Origin of the sequence: Streptomyces sp. NPDC006476 (assembly GCF_040612015.1) — a bacterium.
GTDB lineage: Bacteria > Actinomycetota > Actinomycetes > Streptomycetales > Streptomycetaceae > Streptomyces > Streptomyces griseorubiginosus_B.
Window position 1 is genome coordinate 62,468 of record NZ_JBEXPK010000002.1, and the last position, 22,910, is coordinate 85,377.

Genomic DNA, 22,910 nt, shown 5'->3' on the forward strand with positions numbered 1-22,910 from the left:
GTTTGAGGTACTGGACCGGGATCCTTCCGAAGGGCCCCGGGTCGCTGCCCGGCCCCACGGCCGGCTGAGCCGATGCGTGCCGGTCGCGTCTTCGCGTACGGCGCCGCCGCCGGGCTCCTCGGCGACCAACTGCTCGGCGATCCGCGCCGGGGGCACCCGGTCGCCGCTTTCGGACGGGCCGCGGGTGCCGTGGAACGGGTGCTGTGGCGGGACCACCGCGGGTGGGGCACGCTGCACACCGCCGTGTGCGTCGGAGGTGCCGTGGCGCTGGGCGCCGTGGCGGAGAAGGTCGTACGTCCGTCCCGTACCGCTTCCGTGGCGCTGACCGCCGCCGCCACCTGGGCGGTTGTCGGCGGCAGCTCGCTCGCGCGCGAGGCGCGGGTCATCGGGCGGGCCCTGGAGGCGGGTGACGTCGAGGGGGCCCGGGAGCGGTTGCCGCATCTGTGCGGGCGGGATCCGCAGGCGCTGGACGCGGACGGGATCGCCCGGGCCGTGGTGGAGTCGGTCGCCGAGAACACCTCGGACGCCGTGGTCGGGGCGTTGGTGTGGGGGGCCGTCGGCGGGGTGCCGGGGCTGCTCGGGTTCCGGGCCGTCAACACGCTGGACGCCATGGTCGGTCACAGGTCGGCGCGGTACCGGCGCTACGGGTGGGCCTCCGCGCGGCTGGACGACGTGGCCGGCTGGCCGGGGGCCCGGCTGACCGCGGCACTGGCGACGGTCGCGGGCGGCGACCCGCGCGGAGCGGCACGGGCCTGGCGTGCGGACGCGGGGAAGCATCCGAGCCCCAACGCCGGTCCTGTGGAGGCCTCGTTCGCGGGAGCGCTCGGCGTGCGCCTGGGCGGAACCCTCTCCTACGGCGGGCGGGTCGAGCACCGGCCCGTGCTCAACGCACCGGGCCGCGCCGTCGCCGTACCTGACATCGAGCGGGCCGTACGGCTCTCCCGGCGCGTCGGTCTGCTCGCGCTCGGCGTCAGTGCCGCCGCGCGCCTGTTGGTGAAGGGACGTACGTCATGAGCGGGGGTCTCCTCGTCGCCGGCACCACCTCCGACGCCGGCAAGAGTGTCGTCACCGCCGGGATCTGCCGGTGGCTGGTGCGCCAAGGGGTCAAGGTGGCTCCCTTCAAGGCGCAGAACATGTCGCTCAACTCCTTCGTGACCCGCGAGGGCGCCGAGATCGGGCGGGCGCAGGCCATGCAGGCACAGGCGTGCCGGATCGAGCCGACGGCGCAGATGAACCCCGTGCTGCTGAAGCCGGGGGGCGAACAGAGCAGCCAGGTCGTGCTCATGGGCAGGCCCGTGGGCGAGCTGAGCGCGCGGGGGTACCACGGTGGGCGGCAGCAGAAGCTCCTCGGGACCGTGCTGGAGTGTCTCGCCGAGTTGCGGGGCACGTATGACGCGGTGATCTGTGAGGGGGCGGGCAGTCCCGCGGAGATCAATCTGCGCCGGACCGACATCGTGAACATGGGGATCGCCCGCAACGCCGGGCTTCCCGTCCTCGTGGTCGGTGACATCGACCGCGGGGGCGTGTTCGCCTCGTTCTTCGGGACGGTGGCGCTGCTGTCGGAGGAGGACCAGCGGCTCGTCGCCGGGTTCCTGGTGAACAAGTTCCGGGGTGACGTGTCGCTGCTCGAACCGGGCCTCGACATGCTGCACGGGCTCACCGGGCGGCGCACCTACGGTGTTCTGCCCTTCCGGCACGGACTGGGCATCGACGAGGAGGACGGGCTGCGGGTCTCCCTGCGCGGGACCGTACGGGAGTCGAACGTCGCCCCTCCGGTGGGTGAGGACGTGCTGCGGGTCGCCGTCTGCGCGATCCCGCTCATGTCGAACTTCACCGACGTGGACGCCCTGGCCGCCGAACCCGGGGTCGTGGTGCGGTTCGTGGACCGGCCGGAGGAGCTGGCCGACGCCGATCTCGTCGTGATCCCGGGGACGCGGGGCACGGTCCGGGCCCTGGAGTGGCTGCGGGAACGCGGCCTCGCGGACGCGTTGCGGCGCAGGGTCGCCGAGCGGCGGCCCGTTCTCGGCATCTGCGGCGGCTTCCAGATCCTCGGTGAGCGCATCGAGGACGAGGTCGAGTCGCGGGCCGGCACGGTGGACGGGCTCGGTCTGCTGCCCGTACGCGTGCGGTTCGCCCGGGAGAAGACGCTCACCCGGCCCGTGGGAGAGGCCCTCGGCGAGCGGGTCGAGGGGTACGAGATCCACCACGGCGTCGCCGAAGTGACCGGTGGGAATGCCTTCCTGGACGGCTGCCGGGTCGGCCAGACCTGGGGCACCCACTGGCACGGTTCGCTGGAGTCGGACGGCTTCCGGCGGGCCTTTCTGCGCGAGGTGGCGGCCGCCGCGGGCCGCCGTTTCGTGCCGGCCGAGGACACGTCGTTCGCCGCGCTGCGCGAGGAGCAGCTCGACCGGCTCGGCGACCTGATCGAACAGCACGCGGACACGGACGCGCTGTGGCGGCTCATCGAGTCGGGCGCGCCGCAAGGACTGCCTTTCATTCCACCGGGAGCGCCCGCATGAGCACAGTGTTGTTGTTGTCGACCGCCGACACGGACCTGCTGGCGGCCCGGGCCGCCTCCGGTGCCGACTACCGGATCGGCAACCCGACGCGCGTCGACGTCGGAGAGGAGCTGCCCGCTCTTCTCGACGGCGCCGACATCGCCGTCGTACGGCTGCTCGGCGGGAAACGGGCGTGGGAGGACGGGCTGGCCGCGCTGAGGGCGTCCGGCGTTCCGACCGTGCTGCTCGGCGGGGAGGCCGTCCCGGACGCGGAGTTGATGGCGGAGTCGTCCGTGCCGGCGGGTGTGGTGGCCGAGGCGCTGAAGTACCTCGTCGAGGGCGGCCCCGACAACCTCACCGAACTCGCCCGGTTCCTCTCGGACACCGTGCTGCTGACCGGTGAGGGGTTCGTCGAGCCGCGGAAGATGCCGGAGTACGGCGTCCACGGCTCGTACGACCGGCTCGACGGCCGTCCGACCGTGGGCGTGCTCTTCTACCGGGCCCATGAACTGAGCGGCAACACCGCCTTCGTGGACACCCTGTGCCAGGCGATCGAGGCGCGGGGCGCCAACGCCCTTCCTGTCTACTGCGGTTCGCTGCGCGGCGCGGACGCGGGGCTGTACGAGATCCTCGCCGGAGCCGACTCGCTGGTCGCCACCGTGCTGGCCGCCGGCGGCACGCACGCCTCGCAGGCCTCGGCAGGCGGCGACGAGGAGGCGTGGGACATCGGGGCCCTCGCGGACCTCAACGTGCCCGTGCTGCAGGCGCTCTGTCTCACCTCCTCGCGGGAGACCTGGGACGCCTCGGACGCCGCCCTCTCCCCCATGGACGCGGCCATGCAGGTCGCGATCCCGGAGTTCGACGGCCGTCTGATCACCGTGCCGTTCTCCTTCAAGGAGCAGGGCCCCGACGACGTCCCGGTGTACGTCGCCGACCCCGAGCGGGCCGCGCGGGTGGCCGGGATCGCCGCGCGCCACGCGCAGTTGAAGCACAAGCCGAACGCCGAGAAGAAGCTGGCGCTCGTGTTCACCGCCTACCCGACGAAGCACTCGCGCGTCGGCAACGCGGTGGGGCTCGACACGCCCGCGTCGGCCGTGCGGGTGCTGGACGCGCTGCGCGACGCCGGGTACGCGCTCACCGAGTACCCCGACAACGGCGACGAGTTGATCCACCGGCTCATCGAGGCCGGCGGTCACGACGTGGAGTGGCTGACCGAGGAGCAGCTGGCCGCGGCGCCCGCGCGGGTGCCGCTCGCCGACTACCGGGCCTGGTTCGACAAGCTCGATCCGGAGCTGCGCGACGGGATGCTCGATGCGTGGGGCGAGCCGCCGGGCTCGCTGTACGTCGACGGGGACGACATCGTGCTCGCGTCCCTGCGGTTCGGGAACGTCGTCGTGATGATCCAGCCCCCGCGCGGCTTCGGGGAGAACCCGATCGCGATCTACCACGATCCCGACATGCCGCCGTCGCACCACTACATGGCGGCCTACCGGTGGCTGGAAAACAGCTTTGGCGCCGACGCGATCGTGCACATGGGCAAGCACGGAACGATGGAGTGGCTGCCGGGCAAGGGGCTCGGGCTCAGCGGCGGTTGCGCCCCGGACGCCGTACTCGGTGAACTCCCGCTGATCTACCCGTTCATCGTCAACGACCCCGGCGAGGGCACCCAGGCCAAGCGGCGCGGCCACGCCACGGTCGTCGACCACCTGGTACCGCCGATGGCCCGCGCCGACACCTACGGCGACCTGGCGAAGCTGGAGCAGTTGCTCGACGAGTACGCCCTCGTCTCCGACCTGGACCCGACGAAGGCACCGGCGGTGCGCGCGCAGATCTGGACGCTGGTGAAAGCGGCCGAGCTGCACCACGACCTGCACGTCGACGAGCAGCCGGACGACGAGGCGTTCGACGAGTTCGTCATGCACATCGACGGCTATCTGTGCGAGATCAAGGACGTGCAGATCAGGGACGGTCTGCACATCCTGGGCGGCGGTCCGGTCGGTGAGCCGCGCGTGAACCTCGTGCTCGCCGTGCTGCGCGCCTCCCAGGTGTGGGGAGGTCGGGCCGACGCGCTGCCGGGGCTGCGGGCCGCGCTGGCGGCTCATTTCGGGCTGGTGGAGAAGGAGTTGCTGGCCGAGCCCGGGGCGCCGGTGAAGGTGCCGGTGGAGCTGACGGATCTGGTCGAGGGACCCTCCCGCACGGCCGCGGACGCCGTGGACCTGCTGGAGCAGCTGTGCCGGCGGGTCGCGGAGGGCATGGAGGCGCGGGGCTGGGACGCGGGCGCCGTCCCCGCACTCGTCCGTGACGTCCTCGGCACCGAACTCCCGGACGCGGTGGCGGTGTTGGAGTTCGCCTGCGCCGAGGTGGTGCCGCGGCTCGCGAGGACCACCGACGAGATCGGGCACATCCTCAAGGCGCTGGACGGCGGTTACGTCCCCGCCGGCCCGTCCGGCTCCCCCACCCGCGGTCTGGTCAACGTCCTGCCGACCGGCCGCAACTTCTACTCGGTCGACCCCAAGGCGATCCCGTCCAGGCTGAGTTGGGAGGTCGGCCAGTCGCTCGCCGACTCCCTCGTGCAGCGCTATCTGCAGGACACCGGCGAGTACCCCAAGTCGGTGGGCCTGACGGTGTGGGGCACCTCGGCCATGCGGACCCAGGGCGACGACATCGCGGAGATCCTTGCGCTGCTGGGCTGCCGGCCGGTGTGGGACGACGCCTCGCGCCGGGTGACGGGGTTCGAGGTGATCCCCTTGGCGGAGCTGGGCCGGCCCCGCATCGACGTCACGGTCCGCATCTCCGGCTTTTTCCGGGACGCGTTCCCGCATGTGGTCGGGCTGATCGACGACGCGGTCCGCAAGGTGGCCGAGCTGGACGAGCCCGCCGACCGCAACTTCGTGCGGGCCCACGCCGACGCCGACACCGCCGAGCACGGTGACCGGCGCCGGGCCACCGCCCGCATCTTCGGCTCCAAGCCGGGCGCGTACGGTGCCGGGCTGCTGCCGCTGATCGACGCCCGCAACTGGCGCTCGGACGCCGACCTCGCCGAGGTGTACGCGGTGTGGGGCGGTTACGCCTACGGCCGCGGACTCGACGGGCGGGCCGCGCGCGGGGACATGGAGACGGCGTTCAAGCGGATCGCCGTCGCCGCCAAGAACGTCGACACCCGCGAGCACGACCTGGTCGACGCCGACGACTACTTCCAGTACCACGGCGGCATGGTCGCCATGGTCCGCCACCTCACCGGCGCCTCCCCGGAGGCGTACGTCGGCGACTCCGCCACCCCGGACCAGGTGAGGACCCGCACGCTCGGCGAGGAGACCCACCGCGTCTTCCGCGCCCGTGTGGTCAACCCCCGCTGGATGGCTGCCATGCGGCGCCACGGCTACAAGGGCGCCTTCGAGATGGCGGCGACCGTGGACTACCTCTTCGGCTACGACGCCACGGCCGGCGTCGTCGACGACTGGATGTACGAGAAGCTCAGCGCCGAGTACGTCTTCGCCCCGGAGAACCGGGAGTTCATGAAGAAGTCCAACCCGTGGGCGCTGCGCGGCATTACCGAGCGGCTCCTCGAAGCCGCCGAACGCGGCCTGTGGGCCGAGCCGGACGCGGAGACGCTGGAGCGGCTGCGCGCCACGTACCTGGAACTCGAAGGCGACCTGGAGGGCGACCAGTGACCACCCCCTTCCCCTTTACGGCGGTCGTCGGCCAGGACGACCTGCGCCTCGCACTGCTGCTGAACGCCGTCTCCCCGGCGGTCGGCGGAGTGCTGGTGCGCGGCGAGAAGGGCACTGCCAAGTCCACGGCGGTCAGGGCCCTTTCGGCGCTCATGCCGGAGCTGAACGTGGTCTCCGGCTGCCGTTTCTCCTGCGACCCCGACTCCCCCGACCCGGGCTGTCCGGACGGCCCGCACGAGCCGGGGGCGTTCGAGACGCGTCCGGCGCGGATGGTCGAGCTGCCTGTGGGTGCCTCGGAGGACCGGCTCGTGGGCGCCCTGGACATCGAGCGGGCGCTGGCGGAGGGCGTGAAGGCCTTCGAGCCGGGTCTGCTCGCCGACGCCCACCGCGGGATCCTGTACGTCGACGAGGTCAATCTCCTCCACGACCACCTTGTCGACCTGCTGCTGGACGCGGCCGCGATGGGCGCCTCCTACGTCGAGCGCGAGGGCGTGTCGGTGCGCCACGCGGCGCGTTTCCTGCTCGTCGGCACCATGAACCCCGAAGAGGGCGAGCTGCGGCCGCAGTTGCTCGACCGGTTCGGCCTGACGGTGGAGGTGGCCGCCTCGCGCGAGCCCGACCAGCGGGTGGAGGTCGTACGGCGCAGGCTGGCCTACGACGACGATCCGGCCGGTTTCGCGGCCCGTTGGGCGGACGAGGAGACGGCGGTACGGCAACGGATCGTCGCCGCCCGGGAGTTGTTGCCGTCGGTGCGGCTGGGCGACGGGGCGCTGCGGCAGATCGCGGCGACCTGTGCCGCCTTCGAGGTGGACGGCATGCGGGCCGACATCGTGATGGCCCGCACCGCGACCGCGCTGGCCGCCTGGGCCGGACGCACCGAGGTGCTCGCCGAGGACGTACGGCAGGCTGCCCTGCTGGCGCTGCCGCACCGGCGCCGCCGCAACCCCTTCGACGCGCCCGGCCTCGACGAGGACAAGCTCGACGAGACGCTGGAGCAGTACGCCGAGGACGACGACCCGGAACCCGACGGCGACGGTCCCGGCGGGGGCGGCGGGCAGCCGACGCCGGACGAGGGACCGCAGGGCGGCGGAGAGACGGGCGCGCGGCCCGAGGCCGGGGAGGACGGCGAACCGCAGGCCTCCGGCGCCGGCGAGCAGTCCGCCGTACGGGCCGCCGAGCCCTTCCGGACCAAGGTGCTGAGCGTGCCCGGGATCGGTGAGGGCGCGGCGGGCCGGCGTTCGCGGGCGCGGACCGAGTACGGGCGGACGACCGGGGCCAGGCGGCCCCGGGGGGCGCTCACCAAGCTGCACCTGGCGGCGACCGTGCAGGCCGCGGCGCCGCATCAGCGGGCGCGGGGACGGTCCGGGCCGGGGCTGGTCGTGCGGCGGGACGATCTGCGGCAGGCGACGCGGGAGGGGCGCGAGGGCAACCTCGTGCTGTTCGTGGTCGACGCCTCCGGGTCGATGGCGGCGCGGCAGCGGATGAGCGCCGTGAAGGGCGCCGTCCTGTCGCTGCTGCTGGACGCCTATCAACGGCGGGACAAGGTGGGGCTGGTGACCTTCCGAGGCGCGGCGGCCGAGGTGGCGTTGCCGCCGACGTCGTCCGTCGACGCGGCCGCGGCCCGGCTGGAGTCGCTGCCGACGGGTGGGCGGACGCCGCTCGCCGCGGGGCTGCTCAAGGCGCATGACGTGCTGCGGGTGGAGCGGCTGCGGGATCCCGCGCGGCGGCCGCTCGTGGTCGTGGTGACGGACGGACGGGCCACCGGCGGTCCCGAGCCCGTGGCCCTCGCCGGACGTGCGGCCCGGCTGTTCGCGGCCGAGTCGGTCGCCTCGGTGGTCGTCGACTGCGAGTCGGGGCCCGTGCGGCTGGGGCTGGCGGGGCAGCTCGCCGGTGAGCTGGGCGGTACGGCGGTGACGCTCGACGAGTTGCGGGCGGACTCCATCGCCGGGCTGGTGAAGGACGTACAGAGGAGGGCCGCGTAATGCCGCAGGGGCAGCCGAGCGTCGTACCGGACGACGGACTCACGACCCGTCAGCGCCGCAACCGTCCCCTGGTGGTCGTGCACACCGGGATCGGGAAGGGCAAGTCCACCGCCGCGTTCGGGCTCGCGCTGCGGGCCTGGAACCAGGGGTGGCCGATCGGGGTGTTCCAGTTCGTCAAGTCCGCCAAGTGGAAGGTCGGCGAGGAGAACGCGCTGCGCGTGCTGGGCGCCTCCGGCGAGGGCGGCAGCGTCGACTGGCACAAGATGGGCGAGGGCTGGTCGTGGGTGCAGCGCGACGAGCAGCTGGACAACGAGGAGAAGGCCCGGGAGGGCTGGGAGCAGGTCAAGCGGGACCTGGCCGCCGAGACCTACAAGCTGTACGTGCTCGACGAGTTCGCCTACCCGATGCACTGGGGCTGGGTGGACACGGACGAGGTCGTGGAGGTGCTGCGGAACCGGCCGGGGACCCAGCATGTCGTGATCACCGGACGCAACGCGCCCGAGAAGCTCGTCGAGTTCGCGGACCTGGTGACCGACATGTCCAAGGTGAAGCATCCGATGGACGTCGGGCAGAAGGGGCAGAGGGGCATCGAGTGGTGACCTCGTCCGTCCCACGGCTGGTCGTCGCCGCGCCGTCCTCCGGCAGCGGCAAGACCACCGTCGCCACGGGGCTGATGGCCGCGTTCGCCGCGCGGGGGCTCGCCGTGTCCCCGCACAAGGTCGGACCGGACTACATCGACCCCGGGTACCACGCGCTCGCCACGGGGCGGGTGGGGCGGAATCTCGACGCGTACCTGTGCGGGCCGGAGTTGATCGGTCCGCTGTTCGCGCACGGCGCGCGCGGGTGCGAACTCGCCGTCGTCGAGGGTGTGATGGGGATGTACGACGGGGCTGCCGGGGAGGGCGAGCTGGCGTCCACGGCCCAGGTCGCCAAGCTGCTGCGGGCGCCCGTGGTGCTGGTCGTGGACGCGTCCTCGCAGTCCCGGTCGGTGGCGGCCCTGGTGCACGGGTTCGCCTCCTGGGATCCGCAGGTGCGGGTCGGCGGCGTGATCCTGAACAAGGTGGCGTCCGACCGGCACGAAGAGCTGCTGCGGGAGGCGTTGGAGTCCGCCGGGGTGCCGGTGCTGGGGGTGTTGCGGCGGGCTCCGCAGGTGGACACGCCGTCCCGGCATCTGGGTTTGGTGCCTGTTGCCGAGCGGCAGGCCGCCGCCGTGGACGCCGTGGCGGCGATGGCGGCACAGGTCGAGCGCGGGTGCGATCTGGAGGCGTTGCTGGAACTGGCGTTCAGTGCGGGGGCGTTGACGGAGGAGGCGTGGGAACCGCCCTTCACGGCGACGGAGAAGCGGGCGGTGGTCGCCGTCGCCGGCGGTGCCGCCTTCACCTTCTCCTACGCCGAGCACGCCGAGCTGCTCGCCGCCGCCGGAGCCGAGGTCGTGGTCTTCGATCCGCTCCGCGACGAGCAACTGCCCGACGGGACCGCCGGGTTGGTGATCGGCGGCGGGTTTCCCGAGGTGTACGCCGCCGAGCTGTCCGCCAACGAGCCCCTGCGCAAGGCCGTCGCGGCGCTGGCCGAGAGCGGTGCTCCCGTCGCCGCCGAGTGCGCCGGACTGCTGTATCTGTGCCGTGAGCTGGACGGGCGGCCGATGTGCGGGGTGATCGGCGCCGACGCCCGTATGTCCGAGCGGCTGACGCTCGGGTACCGGGACGCCGTCGCGGTCGGCGACAGCGTGCTCGCGCCCGCCGGGACGCGGATGCGGGGGCACGAGTTCCATCGGACCGTCGTCGAGCCGGGGGCGGGGGCGGCTCCCACGTGGGGCGTGCGCGGCGCCGACCGGCGGGTCGAAGGCTTCGTACAGCAAGGTGTGCACGCGAGTTATCTGCACACGCACTGGGCGTCCGAGCCCGGTGTCGCCCGTCGGTTCGTGGAGAGGTGCCGGACGTCATGAGCAACAGCAGGCTGATCGGGGTCGGAGTGGGACCCGGAGATCCGGAACTCGTCACCGTCAAGGGCGTCAACGCGCTGCGCGCCGCCGATGTCGTCGTCGTGCCCGTGATGGCGGCGCCCGACGGGAGGGACGGCGGCGAGCCGGGCCGTGCCGAGGCGACCGTGCTGCACTACGTGCCCGCGGAGAAGGTCGTCCGGGTCGTGTTCGCGCTGAACGAGCGCAGTGACCGGCAGCGGCGCGAGGACGCCTGGGACGCGGCCGGGACGCGGGTCGCCGCGCTGCTCACCGCGCATTCCGTCGTCGCCTTCGCCACCATCGGCGACCCGAACGTGTACTCGACGTTCACCTATCTCGCGCAGACCATCGCCGAGCTGGTCCCGGGGACCGTCGTCGAGACCGTGCCCGGCATCACCGCCATGCAAGACCTCGCGGCGCGCTCCGGAGCCGTGCTGACCGAGGGCACCGAGCCGCTCACCCTCGTCCCCGTCACCGCCGGGTCCGCCGTGCTCAAGGACGCGCTGAACGGGCCCGGGACGGTCGTGGCCTACAAGTTCGGGCGGCAGGCGGCCGAGGTCGCCGAGGCCCTGCGGGAGACCGGGCGGCTCGGTGACGCGGTGTGGGGGTCGGCGCTCGGGCTGGAGAGCGAGTCCATCCGGCCGGCCGCCGAGCTCGACGGGGCCCCGCTGCCGTACCTCTCCACGCTCATCGCGCCCGCGCGGCGCGGCGGCGGGCGGGGCGGCAAGTTGTGACAGCCCCCGCAGCGCCCGGCTCAGGCGGCCAGGCCCACCACCAGCCAGATGAACAGCACGCCCGCGACCGTGCACAGCAGGGTCGAGCGCGCGGGGTGTTCGTGGTGGGCCTCGGGGAGGATCTCGGCGGCCGCGAGATAGAGCAGTACGCCGCCGAAGAGACCGAGATAGCCGCCGAGCAGGCCTTCGGGGATGGTGACGAACGTCGTCGAGGCGGCGCCGACCACCGGGGCCGCCGCGTCCGCGAACAGCATGGTCATGGCCTTGCGGCGGGCGTTCCCGTACAGGCTGGTGATCGTGTACGTGTTGAAGCCGTCCGCGAAGTCGTGGGCGACCACGGCCAGGGCGACCGCCGCGCCCATGCCGCCGCCGACCTGGAAGGCCGCGCCGATCGCCACGCCGTCCATCGCGCTGTGACCGACCATCGCCGCGGCCGCCGTCAGCCCCACCTCGGGAGCCCGGTGGGAGTGCTCCTCACCGCCGTGCGAGGCCTGGCGGGCGGCGAGGGTGCGCTCCACGAGGTGGGCGAGGAGGAAGCCGCCCACGAAGAGCAGCAGGGCCGCGGGCACGCCGAAGATCTCGTCGCCGGCCGCCTCCAGCGCCTCCGGCAGCAGATCGAGGCCGACCACCCCCAGCATCAGTCCGCCGGCCAGGCCGAGGACCAGGTGGCGACGGTCGGTCACCCGCTGTGCCGTCCAGCCGCCGGCCAGCGTCATCAGGAACGCGCCGAGCGCGACGAAGACCGCCATGGGGACTTGTTATCCGATCAACGGCCGTTCGCGCACATCGGACGGCCGAGGCGACGGCACCCGTGACACTTTTGTACAGAGAGGACCCGATTTCCATGGCCGATGCCCCCACCGGCAAGGTGACCTTCGTCGGTGCCGGCCCCGGCGCCGCCGATCTGCTGACGTTCCGTGCCGCCCGCGCCATCGCCGAGGCCGACGTCGTGATCTGGGCGGCGAGCCTGGTCCAGGCGGAGGTCCTCGACCACGCGCGCGAGGATGCGGAGATCCTCGACTCGGCGACCATGTCCCTGGAGGACGTGGTGGCCGTCTACGAGCGCGCGCACGCCGAGGGGCTGCGCGTCGCCCGGATCCACTCCGGCGACCCGGCCCTGTGGGGCGGCACGCAGGAGCAGCTCGACCGGTGCGCGGGCATCGGCATCGCGACCGAGGTCGTCCCGGGCGTCTCCGCGTTCTCCGCCGTCGCCGCGCTCGCCCGGCGCGAGCTGACCATCCCCGAGGTCGCGCAGTCCGTGATCCTCACCCGGCTCGGCGGCGGCAAGACGCCGATGCCGCCCGGTGAGGAGGTGCGGGAGTTCGCGCGGCACGGCACGACCATGGCGGTCTTCCTGTCGGCGGCCCGCAGCGGTCAGCTGGTGCGGGAGCTGCTGGAGGGCGGCTATCCGACCTCCACGCCGGTCGTGGTCGCCTACCAGGCGACATGGCCGGAGGAGCTGCTGGTGCGGTGCACGATCGGCACGCTGGAGGAGACGGTCAAGGAGCACAAGCTCTGGAAGCACACCCTCTTCCTGGTCGGCCCGGCCCTGGACGCCGAGGGCACGCGCTCGCACCTGTACCACCCCGGCCACTTCCACGGCTACCGCAAGGCCGACCCGGAGGCCCGCAGGGCGCTGCGCGAGCGAGGGGCGAGTACGTGAGCGGCCCGATCACGGTCGTCGGTACGGGGACGGGGGCGCCGCTTCCCGCCGACGTGCTGGACGGTGCCCGGCTGGTCGTGGGCGGCAGGCGGCATCTCGAAGCGGCCCCGGTGCCGCACGACGCCGAGCAGGTCGTCCTGGGCCCGCTGGCGCCGGCCCTGGACGTCATCGAGCGGCACCTGGAGAAGGAGGGCCACGTCGTCGTGTTGGCCTCCGGGGATCCCGGGTTCTTCGGGATCGTGCGGGTGCTGGCGGAACGGTTCGGAGCGGACCGGCTGGACGTACGGCCGGGGGTGTCCTCCGTCGCCGCCGCCTTCGCCCGTGCCGGGCTGCCCTGGGACGACGCGGTGGTGGTCAGCGCCCACGGCCGGGACCTGCGCACCGCGGTCAACGCGTGCCGGGCCCATCCGAAGGTGGCGGTGCTGACGGGCCCGGGCAGTGGGCCCGCCGAACTCGGAGCCGCTCTGAGGTCGGACGCCCGGGTCCTGGTCGTCGCCTCCGCGCTCGGTGCCGCCGGTGAGCGGGTCGAGCGGGTCACGCCCGCCGCGGCCGCCGGCCGGGACTGGGGGGCGGACGTCAGTGTCGTGCTGTGTCTCGACGAGGCTCGGGTGCTCGGCGGTGTGCGGACGGTCGCGGGGGCCGACGTCGGTCCCGCGCGCTGGGCGCTGGACGAGGACGAGTTCGCGCACCGGGACTCGATGATCACCAAGTTCGAGGTGCGGGCCCTCGCCCTGGCCCGGTTGGGGCCCCGGCTCGGCGAGCTGGTCTGGGACGTCGGCGCGGGCTCCGGCTCCGTGGCCGTCGAGTGCGCCCGGTTCGGCGCCGCCGTCACCGCGATCGAGAAGTCCCCGGACGGCGTCGGACGGATCCGCGCCAACGCCGCCGCGCACGGCGTGGACGTACGGGTCGTGCACGGCTCGGCGCCCGCCGCGCTGGACGGACTCGACGACCCCGACGCCGTGTTCGTCGGCGGCGGTGGGCGCGAGCTGCCCGCCATCGTCACCGCCTGCGCGCGCCGCGCCCGGCGGACGGTCGTGGTCGCCATGGCGGCCCTGGACCGCGTACCGGCCGCCCGCGAGGCCCTCACCGGCGCCGGGTTCGACTGCGACGGCGTGCTGCTGCAGTCCTCCCGGCTCACACCGCTGCCCGGTGACGTGACCCGGCTGGCGGCGACCAATCCCGTTTTCCTGCTGTGGGGAGTCAGAACTCCCGTCTGTCGTGAAGGAGTCGCTCAGTGATCGGCCTCATTTCCGCCACCGCGGCGGGGACGGCTGCGCGGGACCGGCTGGCCGCCGCGTGGCCGGACCGTACGCGCGTGTACGAGGGTCCCGTCGGGGACGCCGTGCGGGCCGCGTTCGCGGAGTGCGAGCAGCTCGTGTGCTTCCTCGCCACGGGGGCGGTGGTACGGCTCCTGGCGCCGCTGCTGGGTGACAAGACGACCGACCCGGGTGTGGTGTGCGTCGACGAGGGAGGGCGGTTCGCCGTGTCGCTGGTCGGCGGGCACGGCGGCGGGGCCAACGAACTCGCCGTCGCAGTGGGCGAGTTGCTGGACGCCCAGCCCGTGGTGACGACGGCGACCGACGCCACCGGCGTGGCGGGCCTGGACACCCTGGGGCTGCCGGTGGAGGGCGCCGTCGCGGCTGTCTCCCGGGCGCTCCTCGACGGCGAACCGGTCGTCCTGGACACCGAGGTGAGCTGGCCGCTGCCGCCCCTGCCGGTGGCCGCCGAGGGGTCCCACGTCATCCGGGTCACCGACCGCGCGGCCCAACCCTCCGAGCGCGAGGTGCTGTTGCGCCCACCGTCCCTCGTCGTCGGCGTCGGCGCCTCGAAGGGCGCGCCCGCCGAGGAGGTGCTGGGACTGATCGAGGACGCGTTGCGGGACGCGGGACTGTCCGTGCGGTCCCTCGCCGAACTCGCCACCGTCGACGCCAAGTCCGACGAACCGGGCATCGTGGAGGCGGCGCGACGGCTGGGGGTACCCCTGGTGACCCACAGCGCCGCGGAGCTGGCGGCGGTCGAGGTTCCCAACCCCTCCGACGCGCCCCTCGTTGCCGTCGGCACCCCGTCCGTCGCCGAGGCCGCCGCGCTCGCGGAAGGCGGTGAACTCCTGGTGCCCAAGCGGAAGTCGGCACGTGGGGATGGACACGCCTCCATGGCGACCTGCGCCGTCGTACGACGTCCCGCGCGCGGCCGGCTCGCGGTGGTCGGGCTCGGTCCCGGCGCCCGCGACCTGCTCACCCCGCGCGCCAGGGCGGAGCTGCGGCGGGCCTCCGTGCTCGTTGGGCTCGACCAGTACGTCGACCAGATCCGCGACCTGCTGCGTCCCGGCACCCGGATCCTGGAGTCGGGGCTCGGGGCCGAGGAGGAGCGGGCGCGGACCGCGGTGGCCGAGGCGCGCAGGGGACAGGCCGTCGCCCTGATCGGCAGTGGTGACGCGGGCGTCTACGCCATGGCCTCGCCCGCCCTCGCCGAGGCCTCCGACGACATCGACGTGATCGGCGTGCCGGGCGTGACGGCGGCGCTGGCGGCCGGGGCGATCCTCGGGGCGCCGCTCGGGCACGACCACGTGTCGATCAGCCTCTCCGACCTGCACACCCCGTGGGAGGTCATCGAACGCCGGGTGCGGGCCGCCGCCGAGGCGGATCTCGTGGTCACCTTCTACAACCCCCGCTCCCGGGGCCGGGACTGGCAGCTGCCCAAGGCGCTCGCGATCCTCGCCGGACACCGTGAGCCGACGACTCCGGTCGGTGTCGTACGCAACGCCTCACGGCCCGACGAGTCCAGTCGGCTGACGACGCTGGCCGCGCTGGATCCGGCGACGGTCGACATGATGACGGTCGTGACCGTGGGCAACACCGCGACCCGCGACATCGCGGGGCGCATGGTCACGCCGCGCGGCTACCGCTGGCAGGAGGCCGCGTCATGAGCGACTCCGTCGCGGGGCGAGTGGACCGCGTCGTTCACCCCATCGAGGTGGAGTCCTACCGTCGGATGCGCGCCCGGCTGGACACCTCCCACTTCCCGCCGCTGACCCGGGCCGTGGTGGAGCGGGTCGTCCACTCGGCCGCCGACCTCGACTACGCGACCGATCTCGTCATGGACGAGGGCGAGTTGGTGAGGGCGCACGCGGCGCTGCACGCCGGGGCGCCGGTCGTGGTCGACGTCGAGATGGTGGCCGCCGGGATCACCCGGCGCGAGACCGTCTGCCGGCTCCGGGACGCCAAGGCCGGTCCCGGGCTGACCCGTTCGGCGCACGCGATCCGGCTCGCGTACGAGCAGGTGGGCCCGGGCGCCCTCTGGGTGATCGGCAACGCCCCCACCGCTCTGGAGGAGTTGCTGACCCTGGACGCGGACCCGGTGCTCGTCATCGGCCTGCCCGTCGGCTTCGTCGGCGCGGTCGAGTCCAAGGCCGCGTTGCGCGAGAGCGGGCTGCCCGCCGTGAGCAACGTGTCCGAGAAGGGCGGTTCCGCGGTGGCCTCCGCCGCCCTCAACGCCCTGCTGTACCACCCCACTTCACCGTCCGAGGAGACATCGTGACCACCCCGCCGCCCGCCCTGCTCATCGCCGGTCACGGCACCCGGGACGAGGCCGGAGCCGAGGCGTTCCGCGACTTCGTGCGGGAGCTCGGCCGCCGTCACCCCGAGCTGCCCGTCGCGGGCGGCTTCATCGAGCTGTCCCCACCGCCGCTGGGCGAGGCGGTGGCCGAACTGGTGGAGCGGGGGGTACGGCGGTTCGCGGCCGTACCCCTGATGCTGGTGTCCGCCGGACACGCCAAGGGCGACATCCCGGCCGCGCTGTCCCGCGAGAAGGAACGGCACCCGGGGATCTCGTACACCTACGGCCGCCCGTTGGGCCCGCACCCCTCGCTGCTGGCGGTGCTGGAGCGCCGGCTCGACGAGGCGCTCGGCGCCGACGGCCCCGAGGACCGGGCCGAGGTGACCGTGCTGCTGGTCGGGCGCGGCTCGACGGACCCGGACGCCAACGCCGAGGTGCACAAGGCGGCGCGGCTGCTGTGGGAGGGGCGCGGGTACGCCGGGGTGGAGACGGCGTTCGTGTCGCTCGCGGCGCCGGACGTGCCGAGCGGGCTCGAGCGGTGCCGGAAGCTCGGGGCGCGCCGGATCGTCGTCCTGCCGTACTTCCTGTTCACCGGCATCCTGCCGGACCGGGTGAGGCGGCAGACCGAGGAGTGGGCGGGCGCGCACCCGGAGATCGAGGTGCGGTCCGCCGAGGTCATCGGGCCGGAGCCGGAGTTGCTCGACCTGGTGATGGAGCGGTACCAGGAGGCGGTGAAGGGCGATCTGCGGATGAACTGCGACTCGTGCGTGTACCGCATCGCGCTGCCGGGCTTCGAGGACAAGGTTGGGCTGGCGCAGCAGCCGCACTTCCACCCCGACGACGACGGCCACCATCACCACCACGGGCATCACCACCACGGCGGACACGCGCATGCGCACTGAACACGACCTGCGGCACCACGGCGACGCCGAGGTGCGTGACGACGGCGCCGCACTCGTCGACCTGGCCGTGAACGTCCGCGCGGACACGCCCCCGGTGTGGCTCCGGGAGCTGATCGCGGGCTCGCTGGGGTCGCTGGCCGCCTATCCGGACGGGCGGGCGGCCCGGGCGGCGGTGGCGGCGCGGCACGGGGTGCCGGTGGAGCGGGTGCTGCTGACGGCGGGGGCAGCGGAGGCCTTCGTCCTGCTCGCCCGTGCGCTGAAGGTCCGTCAACCGGTCGTGGTGCACCCGCAGTTCACCGAGCCGGAGGCGGCGCTGCGGGACGCCGGGCACACCGTGGACCGGGTGCTGCTGCGGGAGGAGGACGGCTTCCGGCTCGGTCCGGGAGCGGTTCCCGAGGACGCGGACCTGGTGGTGATCGGCAACCCGACCAATCCGACGTCCGTGCTGCATCCGGCCGACACGATCGCCCGACTCGCCCGCCCCGGGCGGACGTTGGTGGTCGACGAGGCCTTCATGGACGCGGTGCCGGGTGAGCGCGAGGCGCTGGCCGGGCGGACCGACGTACCCGGACTCGTCGTTCTGCGCAGCCTGACCAAGACCTGGGGTCTGGCCGGGCTGCGCGTCGGATACGTCCTCGCCGCCCCGGAGACCATCGCCGAACTGGAGCGCGCCCAGCCGCTGTGGCCGGTGTCCACGCCGGCGCTGGCCGCCGCCGAGGCCTGTGTGGCGCCGCGGGCGCTGGCGGAGGCGGCCCACGCGGCACACCGCGGCGCCGCCGACCGGGCCCATCTGGTCGCCGGGCTCGGCGAGTTCGCCCCGGACGGGCTACGGGTCGTCGAGCCCGCCGAAGGCCCCTTCGTCCTCGTCCGGCTGCCCCGGGCCGCCGCCGTGCGCCGGCACCTGCGCGACCTGGGGTTCGCGGTGCGGCGAGGTGACACCTTCCCGGGGCTGGGCGAGGAGTGGCTGCGGCTGGCGGTACGGGACCGGGCGACGGTGAACACGTTCCTGCAGGCCCTGGACCAGGCGATGACGCTGGCCAGGGCCTGAACTGCGGATGGGGTCAGCTGCGGTTGCGCCGGGCCACCGCCACCGCTCCCCCGCCCGCCAGCACCAGGGCGATCGCGCCGCCCGCGAGGTAGGGGGTCAGGGAGCTGCCGCCGGTCTCGGCCAGGTCCGCCTTCTTGGCGGGGGCGCCCTGGGGCTCGACCGCCTTCTTGGCGGGGGCGCCCTGCGGCTCGACGTCTCCGGCGGGCTCCGTGCTCGGATCCGCCGCCGCGGGGGCTGCCGGGGTCTCGCAGGTGGCCTTGGCGAGGATGAGGGTGCCCTTGACGTCGGCGACGTTGAGCTTCAACGGGTTGACGGAGACGTTGAGGACGAGGGCGGTGGCGGCGGCCGTGCGGGACGCCGTCTCCCGCTTCGACAGGTCGAGGCGGACCTCGCCGACGCCCGGGACCTTGACGTCGGTCGTGCCGCCGGCCGTCACGGTGACCTTCCTGCCGAGCACGGTGACCGCGCCGGGCAGGGTCGTCTCGGCGACCGGCGCCCGGCCCGCCGCGCAGGTCGCCCTGGAGGTGACCTGCTCGATCTCCACGAGGGACAGCAGGGGCAGGCCCGGGACATGCACCTTGGCGTCGGCGAGATTGGTGTAGGCCTCGGCCCCGGTGCCGGTGACCGTGGCCTTCGCGGTCGCCGTCCGCGCGTCCAGCACACTGAACGGCCTTCCGCCGTCCACCCCGTCCAACTTCGCGCTCAGCGCGGTCCGTTCGGCACTGCGCGGCGCCTCGACCTGGTTGAGGGCGACCGCGAGCGGGACGTTCACGGTCTTGTCGGCCAGGGCCACGTCGAGCCCGGTGCGCAGCACGACGGCGCTCGCCCGGCCCTGGTCACCGGTCGCGTGCGCGGTGCCCGCGCCGGCCAGGGCCGCGGGACCGGCGGCCAGGGCGGTGGCCGTCGCGACGGTGGCCAGACGGCGTGCGGGCATGCGGAAGTTCTTGCCGTTCAAGGTGGGGACCCCTCGGAGGAGACGTGCTCGGGACCCGCCAAGAATTACCCACGACGAGTGAACTGGCGGCGTTCCGGCGCCAGTTCACCCCATCGTGGGTTCTGCGTGAACGTTTTCGAATTCTCCGGCACTGACGTTCCACCTTTTCACCGCCATACCCCCTTGGGTCCGGGCCCGGAGGTGGGCGCAGGGGCGCGCGAGACGGCGCGCGTCGCGTCAACTAGCCGACGACCGCCCCGTTCAGCACGATCCGTCGTGGGGCCGCCAGGACGCGTACGTCGGCGCGTGGGTCCTCGTCATAGACGACCAGGTCGGCCGGTGCCCCCTCCTCCAGGCCCGGTCGGCCGAGCCACCGCCGCGCGCCCCACGTCGTCGCCGACAGTGCCTCGACGGCCGGGATGCCGGCGGTGACCAGCTCGGCGACCTCGCCCGCGACCAGGCCGTGCGCGAGGTGTCCCCCGGCGTCGGTGCCGACGAAGACCGGGACACCGGCGTCGTGGGCGCCGCGCACCGTGTCGTAGCGGCGCTCGTACAGGCTCCGCATATGGGCCGCCCACTGCGGGAACCTGGCCTCGCCCCCGGCCGCGAGCTGCGGGAAGGTCGCGATGTTGACGAGGGTCGGGACGATGGCGACCCCGCGCTCGGCGAAGAGCGGGATCAGGTCGTCGGTCAGGCCGGTGGCGTGCTCGATGCAGTCGATGCCGGCCTCGACCAGGTCCTTCAGGGAGTTCTCTGCGAAGCAGTGCGCGGTGACCCGGGCGCCGAGCCGGTGGGCCTCGGCGATGGCCGCCTCCACCGCGTCGCGCGGCCAGCTGGGAGCGAGGTCGCCGAGGTCGCGGTCGATCCAGTCGCCGACCAGCTTGACCCAGCCGTCGCCTCGCCGCGCCTCCCGGGCGACGTACTCGACGAGGTCCTCGGGCTCGATCTCGTGGGCGTAGCCGCGCATGTAGCGGCGGGTGCGGGCGATGTGCCGGCCGGCCCTGATGATCTCCGGCAGGTCCTCGCGGTCGTCGACCCAGCGGGTGTCCGAGGGCGAGCCGGCGTCGCGGATCAGCAGGGTGCCCGCGTCCCGGTCGGTCAGCGCCTGCTTCTCGGCGACGTCCTGCTCGACCGGCCCGTGCGGGCCGAGGCCGACGTGGCAGTGGGCGTCGACGAGGCCGGGCAGGGCCCAGCCGTCGACGGTCCGCACGTCGCGGACGCCGGACGGACGGTCGTAGGAGACACGACCGCCGACCACCCACAGTTCGTCGCGGACGTCCTCGGGCCCCACAAGGACCCGCCCCTTCACGTGCAGTACCGCCTGATCGCTCATGGGGCTCAGCCTAGGACGACCGCCGGTCCCCGGTGCGGACGGCCCGGGAGGGCCGTCAGCCGGCCCCGCCGACCTGGTCCGAGGTCTCCTCCTCCACCTGGGCCATGGCGGGGTCGAGCAGCCGGGAGAGGAAGTGGCGGGTGCGGTCGTGAGTGGGGGCGCCGATGACCTGGTCGGGGGTGCCGTCCTCGACGATCACCCCGCCGTCCATGAAGACAACGCGGTCGGCGACCTCCCTCGCGAAGGTCATCTCATGGGTGACGACCATCATGGTCATGCCCTCCTGCGCGAGCATCCGCATGACCGCGAGGACGTCCCCCACCAGCTCCGGGTCCAGGGCCGAGGTGGGCTCGTCGAAGAGCATCACCTCGGGGCCCATCGACAGCGAGCGGGCGATGGCGACGCGCTGCTGCTGGCCGCCGGAGAGGGAGGCGGGGTAGGCGTCCGCCTTCTCCGACAGGCCCACCCGCTCCAGGTTCTCGGCGGCCACCTTCGCCGCCGTCGCCTTGTCCCGGCGCAGCACCCGCCGCTGCGGCAGCGTGAGGTTCTCGGTGACCGTGAGGTGCGGGAAGAGGTTGAACTGCTGGAAGACCATGCCGATACGGCGGCGCATGGCGTCGATGTCGACGTCGGGATCGGTGAGTTCGGTACCGCCGACGAAGACCTGGCCCTTGGTCGGCTCCTCCAGGAGGTTCACGCACCGCAGCAGAGTCGACTTGCCGGAGCCGGAGGGGCCGATGACGCACACGACCTCGCCCTGGCGGATCTCCAGGTCGATGCCGCGCAGGACCTCGTTGTCGCCGAACGACTTGTGCAGGCCCCGGACCTCGATCTCCGGGCCCGCCGCGGACTGCTGCTCGCTCATTTGACGGCCTCCTGGGCCTTGGCCTCCATCCGGCGCACGACGAAGCCGAGCGGGATGGTCACCAGCAGGTAGCACAGGCCGGCGACCAGGATCGGCGTGGAGTTGGCGGTCGTACTGGCCAGGTCCCGGCCGTACTTGGACAGTTCGCGCTCCTCCAGGGTGACGCCGAGGAAGAGGACCAGCGAGGAGTCCTTGAAGAGCAGGACGAGTTCGTTGGTCAGCGGCGGGAGGATGATGCGGAACGCCTGCGGGATGATGATGGAGATCATCGCGCGGGCCGGGGAGAAGCCCAGGGAACGGGCCGCCTCCATCTGCCCCTTGGGCACCGCCTGGATGCCGGCGCGGATCGTCTCGGCCATGTACGCGGCGGCGACCAGGCCGAGGGCGAGGGCGACCTTCCCGTACGTACCGCCGACGATCTCCGTGCCCGGGAAGGCGAGCGGGACCGCGACGCCGATGAAGATGAAGATCAGCAGGGCGGGGAGTCCGCGGAAAATCTCGATGTAGATGCCGGCGACCCAGCGGTAGGGGCCGACGGACGACAGTCGCATCAGCGCGATGACCATGCCGAGGGCGAGTCCGACCACGAAGCCGGACAGCGTGTAGAGCACGGTGTTCTTCAGCGCCAGCGTGATGACGTCGGGGAACATCTGCTTGGCGATGCTGCCCTGGGCGAACTGGTTCTTCAGCCGGCCCCAGTCCGCCGAGACCGCGAAGACGATGACGGCGGCGACGAACACGACGTACTGCGCACCGCGCGACAGACTGCGCTTCTGACGCCGCGTCAGGCCCTTCTTCTTCGGCGGGAGTCGTACGTCCGTGGCGGTCATGAGGCCGACGGGGACGCCGCGGACTGGTCGTAGGGGCCGATCCACTTCTCGTACAGCTTCTTGTACGTGCCGTCGACCTTCGCGTCCTTGATCGCCTTGTTGATGGCGGCCAGGAGCTTGGTGTTGCCCTTCTTGACCGTGAAGCCGTACTGCTCACCGGTGTTGATGTTGTCGGCAAGCTTGAAGGCGTCCGCGTTGGCCTTGGTCTTCAACCAGCCCTGGACGACCGGGTAGTCGATGATGACGGCCTTGACCTGGCCGGTGCGCAGCCCGTTGAGGACGGCGTCGGAGGACTCGAAGGAAACGGGGTCGAAGCCCTGCTTCTTGGCGAAGTCCTCACCCGTGGTCTGCGCCTGCGCGCCGAGCTTGGCCTTCTTGGCCTTGGCGTCGGCGAGGGAGGTGATGCCGCTGCTCTTGGCGACGAGGAGGGCCTGGGTGGCGTCGAAGTACGGGTCGGAGAAGTCGACGTTCTTCTTGCGCTCGGCGGTGATGGTCATGCCGGCGGCGGCCAGGTCGCACTCGCCGGAGTTGAGGAAGGCGCCGGTCTTGAAGTTCTCGAAGGGCGTGTCGAGGATCTTCTGCTTCACGCCGAGGTCCTTGGCGACGAGGTCGATCATCGACACGTCGAAGCCCTGCACGGTGCCGTTGATCTCGGACTGGAAGGGCGGGTACGGCAGATGGGTGCAGGTGGTGAGCTGTCCCGCCTTCACCAGCTCGACGCCGCCGGCGGCGGTCTTGCTTCCGCTGCCGCCGCTGCCGGTGGAGGTGCAGGCGGCCACGAGCACCAGCGAGGCGGTGACGGTGGTGGCGGCCAGGGCGCGGGACCGGGCGTGGCTTCTGCGGCCGGGGACGGTGTACACGGGAACCTCCGGTGGGGCGGGAGTGCGGAGTGACCGGCAGGGATGGAAGTGGGGTGCCGGTTACTCTCGACACCT

19 protein-coding genes are annotated in these 22,910 nt (G+C 73.1%); 13 read left to right on the top strand and 6 right to left on the bottom strand.

The features are described from left to right. The first annotated feature begins 72 nt into the window (after positions 1-72). Genes ABZZ74_RS02375 through cobI form a run of 7 tightly spaced genes read left to right on the top strand, consistent with a single transcriptional unit; the run spans position 73 to position 10,845 of the window. Positions 73-1,014, top strand: a complete 942-nt coding sequence (locus tag ABZZ74_RS02375; RefSeq protein WP_356761196.1) for a cobalamin biosynthesis protein — start codon at positions 73-75, stop codon at positions 1,012-1,014. Continuing rightward, complete coding sequence (locus ABZZ74_RS02380; RefSeq protein WP_356761198.1) at positions 1,011-2,519, top strand: cobyric acid synthase; 1,509 nt, start codon at positions 1,011-1,013, stop codon at positions 2,517-2,519. The genes ABZZ74_RS02375 and ABZZ74_RS02380 overlap by 4 nt, the downstream gene beginning before the upstream one ends. Continuing rightward, positions 2,516-6,169, top strand: coding sequence for a cobaltochelatase subunit CobN (cobN, locus tag ABZZ74_RS02385; RefSeq protein WP_356761199.1), 3,654 nt, complete (start codon positions 2,516-2,518; stop codon positions 6,167-6,169). Before ABZZ74_RS02380 ends, cobN begins: the two co-directional genes overlap by 4 nt. Continuing rightward, positions 6,166-8,151 carry a putative cobaltochelatase gene (locus ABZZ74_RS02390; RefSeq protein ID WP_356761201.1) on the top strand — a complete coding sequence of 662 codons (1,986 nt, stop codon included), beginning with the start codon at positions 6,166-6,168 and terminating at the stop codon, positions 8,149-8,151. Before cobN ends, ABZZ74_RS02390 begins: the two co-directional genes overlap by 4 nt. Next, the gene (gene cobO / locus ABZZ74_RS02395) at positions 8,151-8,750 is read left to right on the top strand and encodes a cob(I)yrinic acid a,c-diamide adenosyltransferase (protein ID WP_240862989.1); all 600 of its coding nucleotides are present in this window, start codon (positions 8,151-8,153) and stop codon (positions 8,748-8,750) included. Before ABZZ74_RS02390 ends, cobO begins: the two co-directional genes overlap by 1 nt. Continuing rightward, the gene (locus ABZZ74_RS02400; RefSeq protein ID WP_356761202.1) at positions 8,747-10,096 is read left to right on the top strand and encodes a cobyrinate a,c-diamide synthase; all 1,350 of its coding nucleotides are present in this window, start codon (positions 8,747-8,749) and stop codon (positions 10,094-10,096) included. The genes cobO and ABZZ74_RS02400 overlap by 4 nt, the downstream gene beginning before the upstream one ends. After that, positions 10,093-10,845, top strand: a complete 753-nt coding sequence (gene cobI, locus ABZZ74_RS02405; RefSeq protein ID WP_356761204.1) for a precorrin-2 C(20)-methyltransferase — start codon at positions 10,093-10,095, stop codon at positions 10,843-10,845. Before ABZZ74_RS02400 ends, cobI begins: the two co-directional genes overlap by 4 nt. A 20-nt stretch (positions 10,846-10,865) precedes the next feature. Here the strand turns inward: cobI and ABZZ74_RS02410 are convergent, their stop codons facing one another. Beyond that, positions 10,866-11,594: a ZIP family metal transporter gene (locus ABZZ74_RS02410; RefSeq protein ID WP_356761205.1), complete on the bottom strand. Its 729-nt coding sequence runs from the start codon at positions 11,592-11,594 to the stop codon at positions 10,866-10,868. A 95-nt stretch (positions 11,595-11,689) separates the two neighbouring features. Here ABZZ74_RS02410 and cobM point away from each other — a divergent pair, with 95 nt between their 5' ends. From cobM to cobC, 6 genes are read left to right on the top strand one after another with little or no spacing between them, the layout of a single operon-like run. Beyond that, complete coding sequence (cobM, locus tag ABZZ74_RS02415) at positions 11,690-12,508, top strand: precorrin-4 C(11)-methyltransferase (protein WP_356761207.1); 819 nt, start codon at positions 11,690-11,692, stop codon at positions 12,506-12,508. Continuing rightward, the gene (gene cbiE, locus ABZZ74_RS02420; protein ID WP_356761208.1) at positions 12,505-13,746 is read left to right on the top strand and encodes a precorrin-6y C5,15-methyltransferase (decarboxylating) subunit CbiE; all 1,242 of its coding nucleotides are present in this window, start codon (positions 12,505-12,507) and stop codon (positions 13,744-13,746) included. The genes cobM and cbiE overlap by 4 nt, the downstream gene beginning before the upstream one ends. After that, positions 13,743-15,434 carry a precorrin-3B C(17)-methyltransferase gene (cobJ, locus tag ABZZ74_RS02425; protein ID WP_356761210.1) on the top strand — a complete coding sequence of 564 codons (1,692 nt, stop codon included), beginning with the start codon at positions 13,743-13,745 and terminating at the stop codon, positions 15,432-15,434. The genes cbiE and cobJ overlap by 4 nt, the downstream gene beginning before the upstream one ends. Before the next feature lie 20 nt (positions 15,435-15,454). Continuing rightward, positions 15,455-16,045: a precorrin-8X methylmutase gene (locus ABZZ74_RS02430; RefSeq protein ID WP_356761696.1), complete on the top strand. Its 591-nt coding sequence runs from the start codon at positions 15,455-15,457 to the stop codon at positions 16,043-16,045. Then, positions 16,042-16,965 carry a sirohydrochlorin chelatase gene (locus tag ABZZ74_RS02435; protein WP_356761212.1) on the top strand — a complete coding sequence of 308 codons (924 nt, stop codon included), beginning with the start codon at positions 16,042-16,044 and terminating at the stop codon, positions 16,963-16,965. The genes ABZZ74_RS02430 and ABZZ74_RS02435 overlap by 4 nt, the downstream gene beginning before the upstream one ends. Next, a complete protein-coding gene (cobC, locus tag ABZZ74_RS02440) occupies positions 16,955-18,013 on the top strand; it encodes an Rv2231c family pyridoxal phosphate-dependent protein CobC (protein WP_356761214.1) in 1,059 nt (352 codons plus the stop codon). Before ABZZ74_RS02435 ends, cobC begins: the two co-directional genes overlap by 11 nt. 13 nt (positions 18,014-18,026) lie before the next feature. Here the strand turns inward: cobC and ABZZ74_RS02445 are convergent, their stop codons facing one another. The 5 genes from ABZZ74_RS02445 to ABZZ74_RS02465 form a co-directional block, all read right to left on the bottom strand. Then, positions 18,027-18,968, bottom strand: coding sequence for an SCO1860 family LAETG-anchored protein (locus ABZZ74_RS02445; RefSeq protein WP_356761215.1), 942 nt, complete (start codon positions 18,966-18,968; stop codon positions 18,027-18,029). 220 nt (positions 18,969-19,188) lie between these two features. Then, positions 19,189-20,280 (bottom strand): amidohydrolase family protein, encoded by a 1,092-nt coding sequence (locus ABZZ74_RS02450; protein ID WP_356761217.1) that lies wholly within the window; start codon positions 20,278-20,280, stop codon positions 19,189-19,191. A gap of 55 nt (positions 20,281-20,335) precedes the next feature. Further along, positions 20,336-21,145 carry an amino acid ABC transporter ATP-binding protein gene (locus ABZZ74_RS02455; RefSeq protein ID WP_356761219.1) on the bottom strand — a complete coding sequence of 270 codons (810 nt, stop codon included), beginning with the start codon at positions 21,143-21,145 and terminating at the stop codon, positions 20,336-20,338. Beyond that, positions 21,142-21,975, bottom strand: a complete 834-nt coding sequence (locus ABZZ74_RS02460; RefSeq protein ID WP_356761221.1) for an amino acid ABC transporter permease — start codon at positions 21,973-21,975, stop codon at positions 21,142-21,144. Before ABZZ74_RS02460 ends, ABZZ74_RS02455 begins: the two co-directional genes overlap by 4 nt. After that, a complete protein-coding gene (locus ABZZ74_RS02465; protein ID WP_356761222.1) occupies positions 21,972-22,835 on the bottom strand; it encodes a transporter substrate-binding domain-containing protein in 864 nt (287 codons plus the stop codon). Before ABZZ74_RS02465 ends, ABZZ74_RS02460 begins: the two co-directional genes overlap by 4 nt. Between the last annotated feature and the right edge of the window lie 75 nt (positions 22,836-22,910).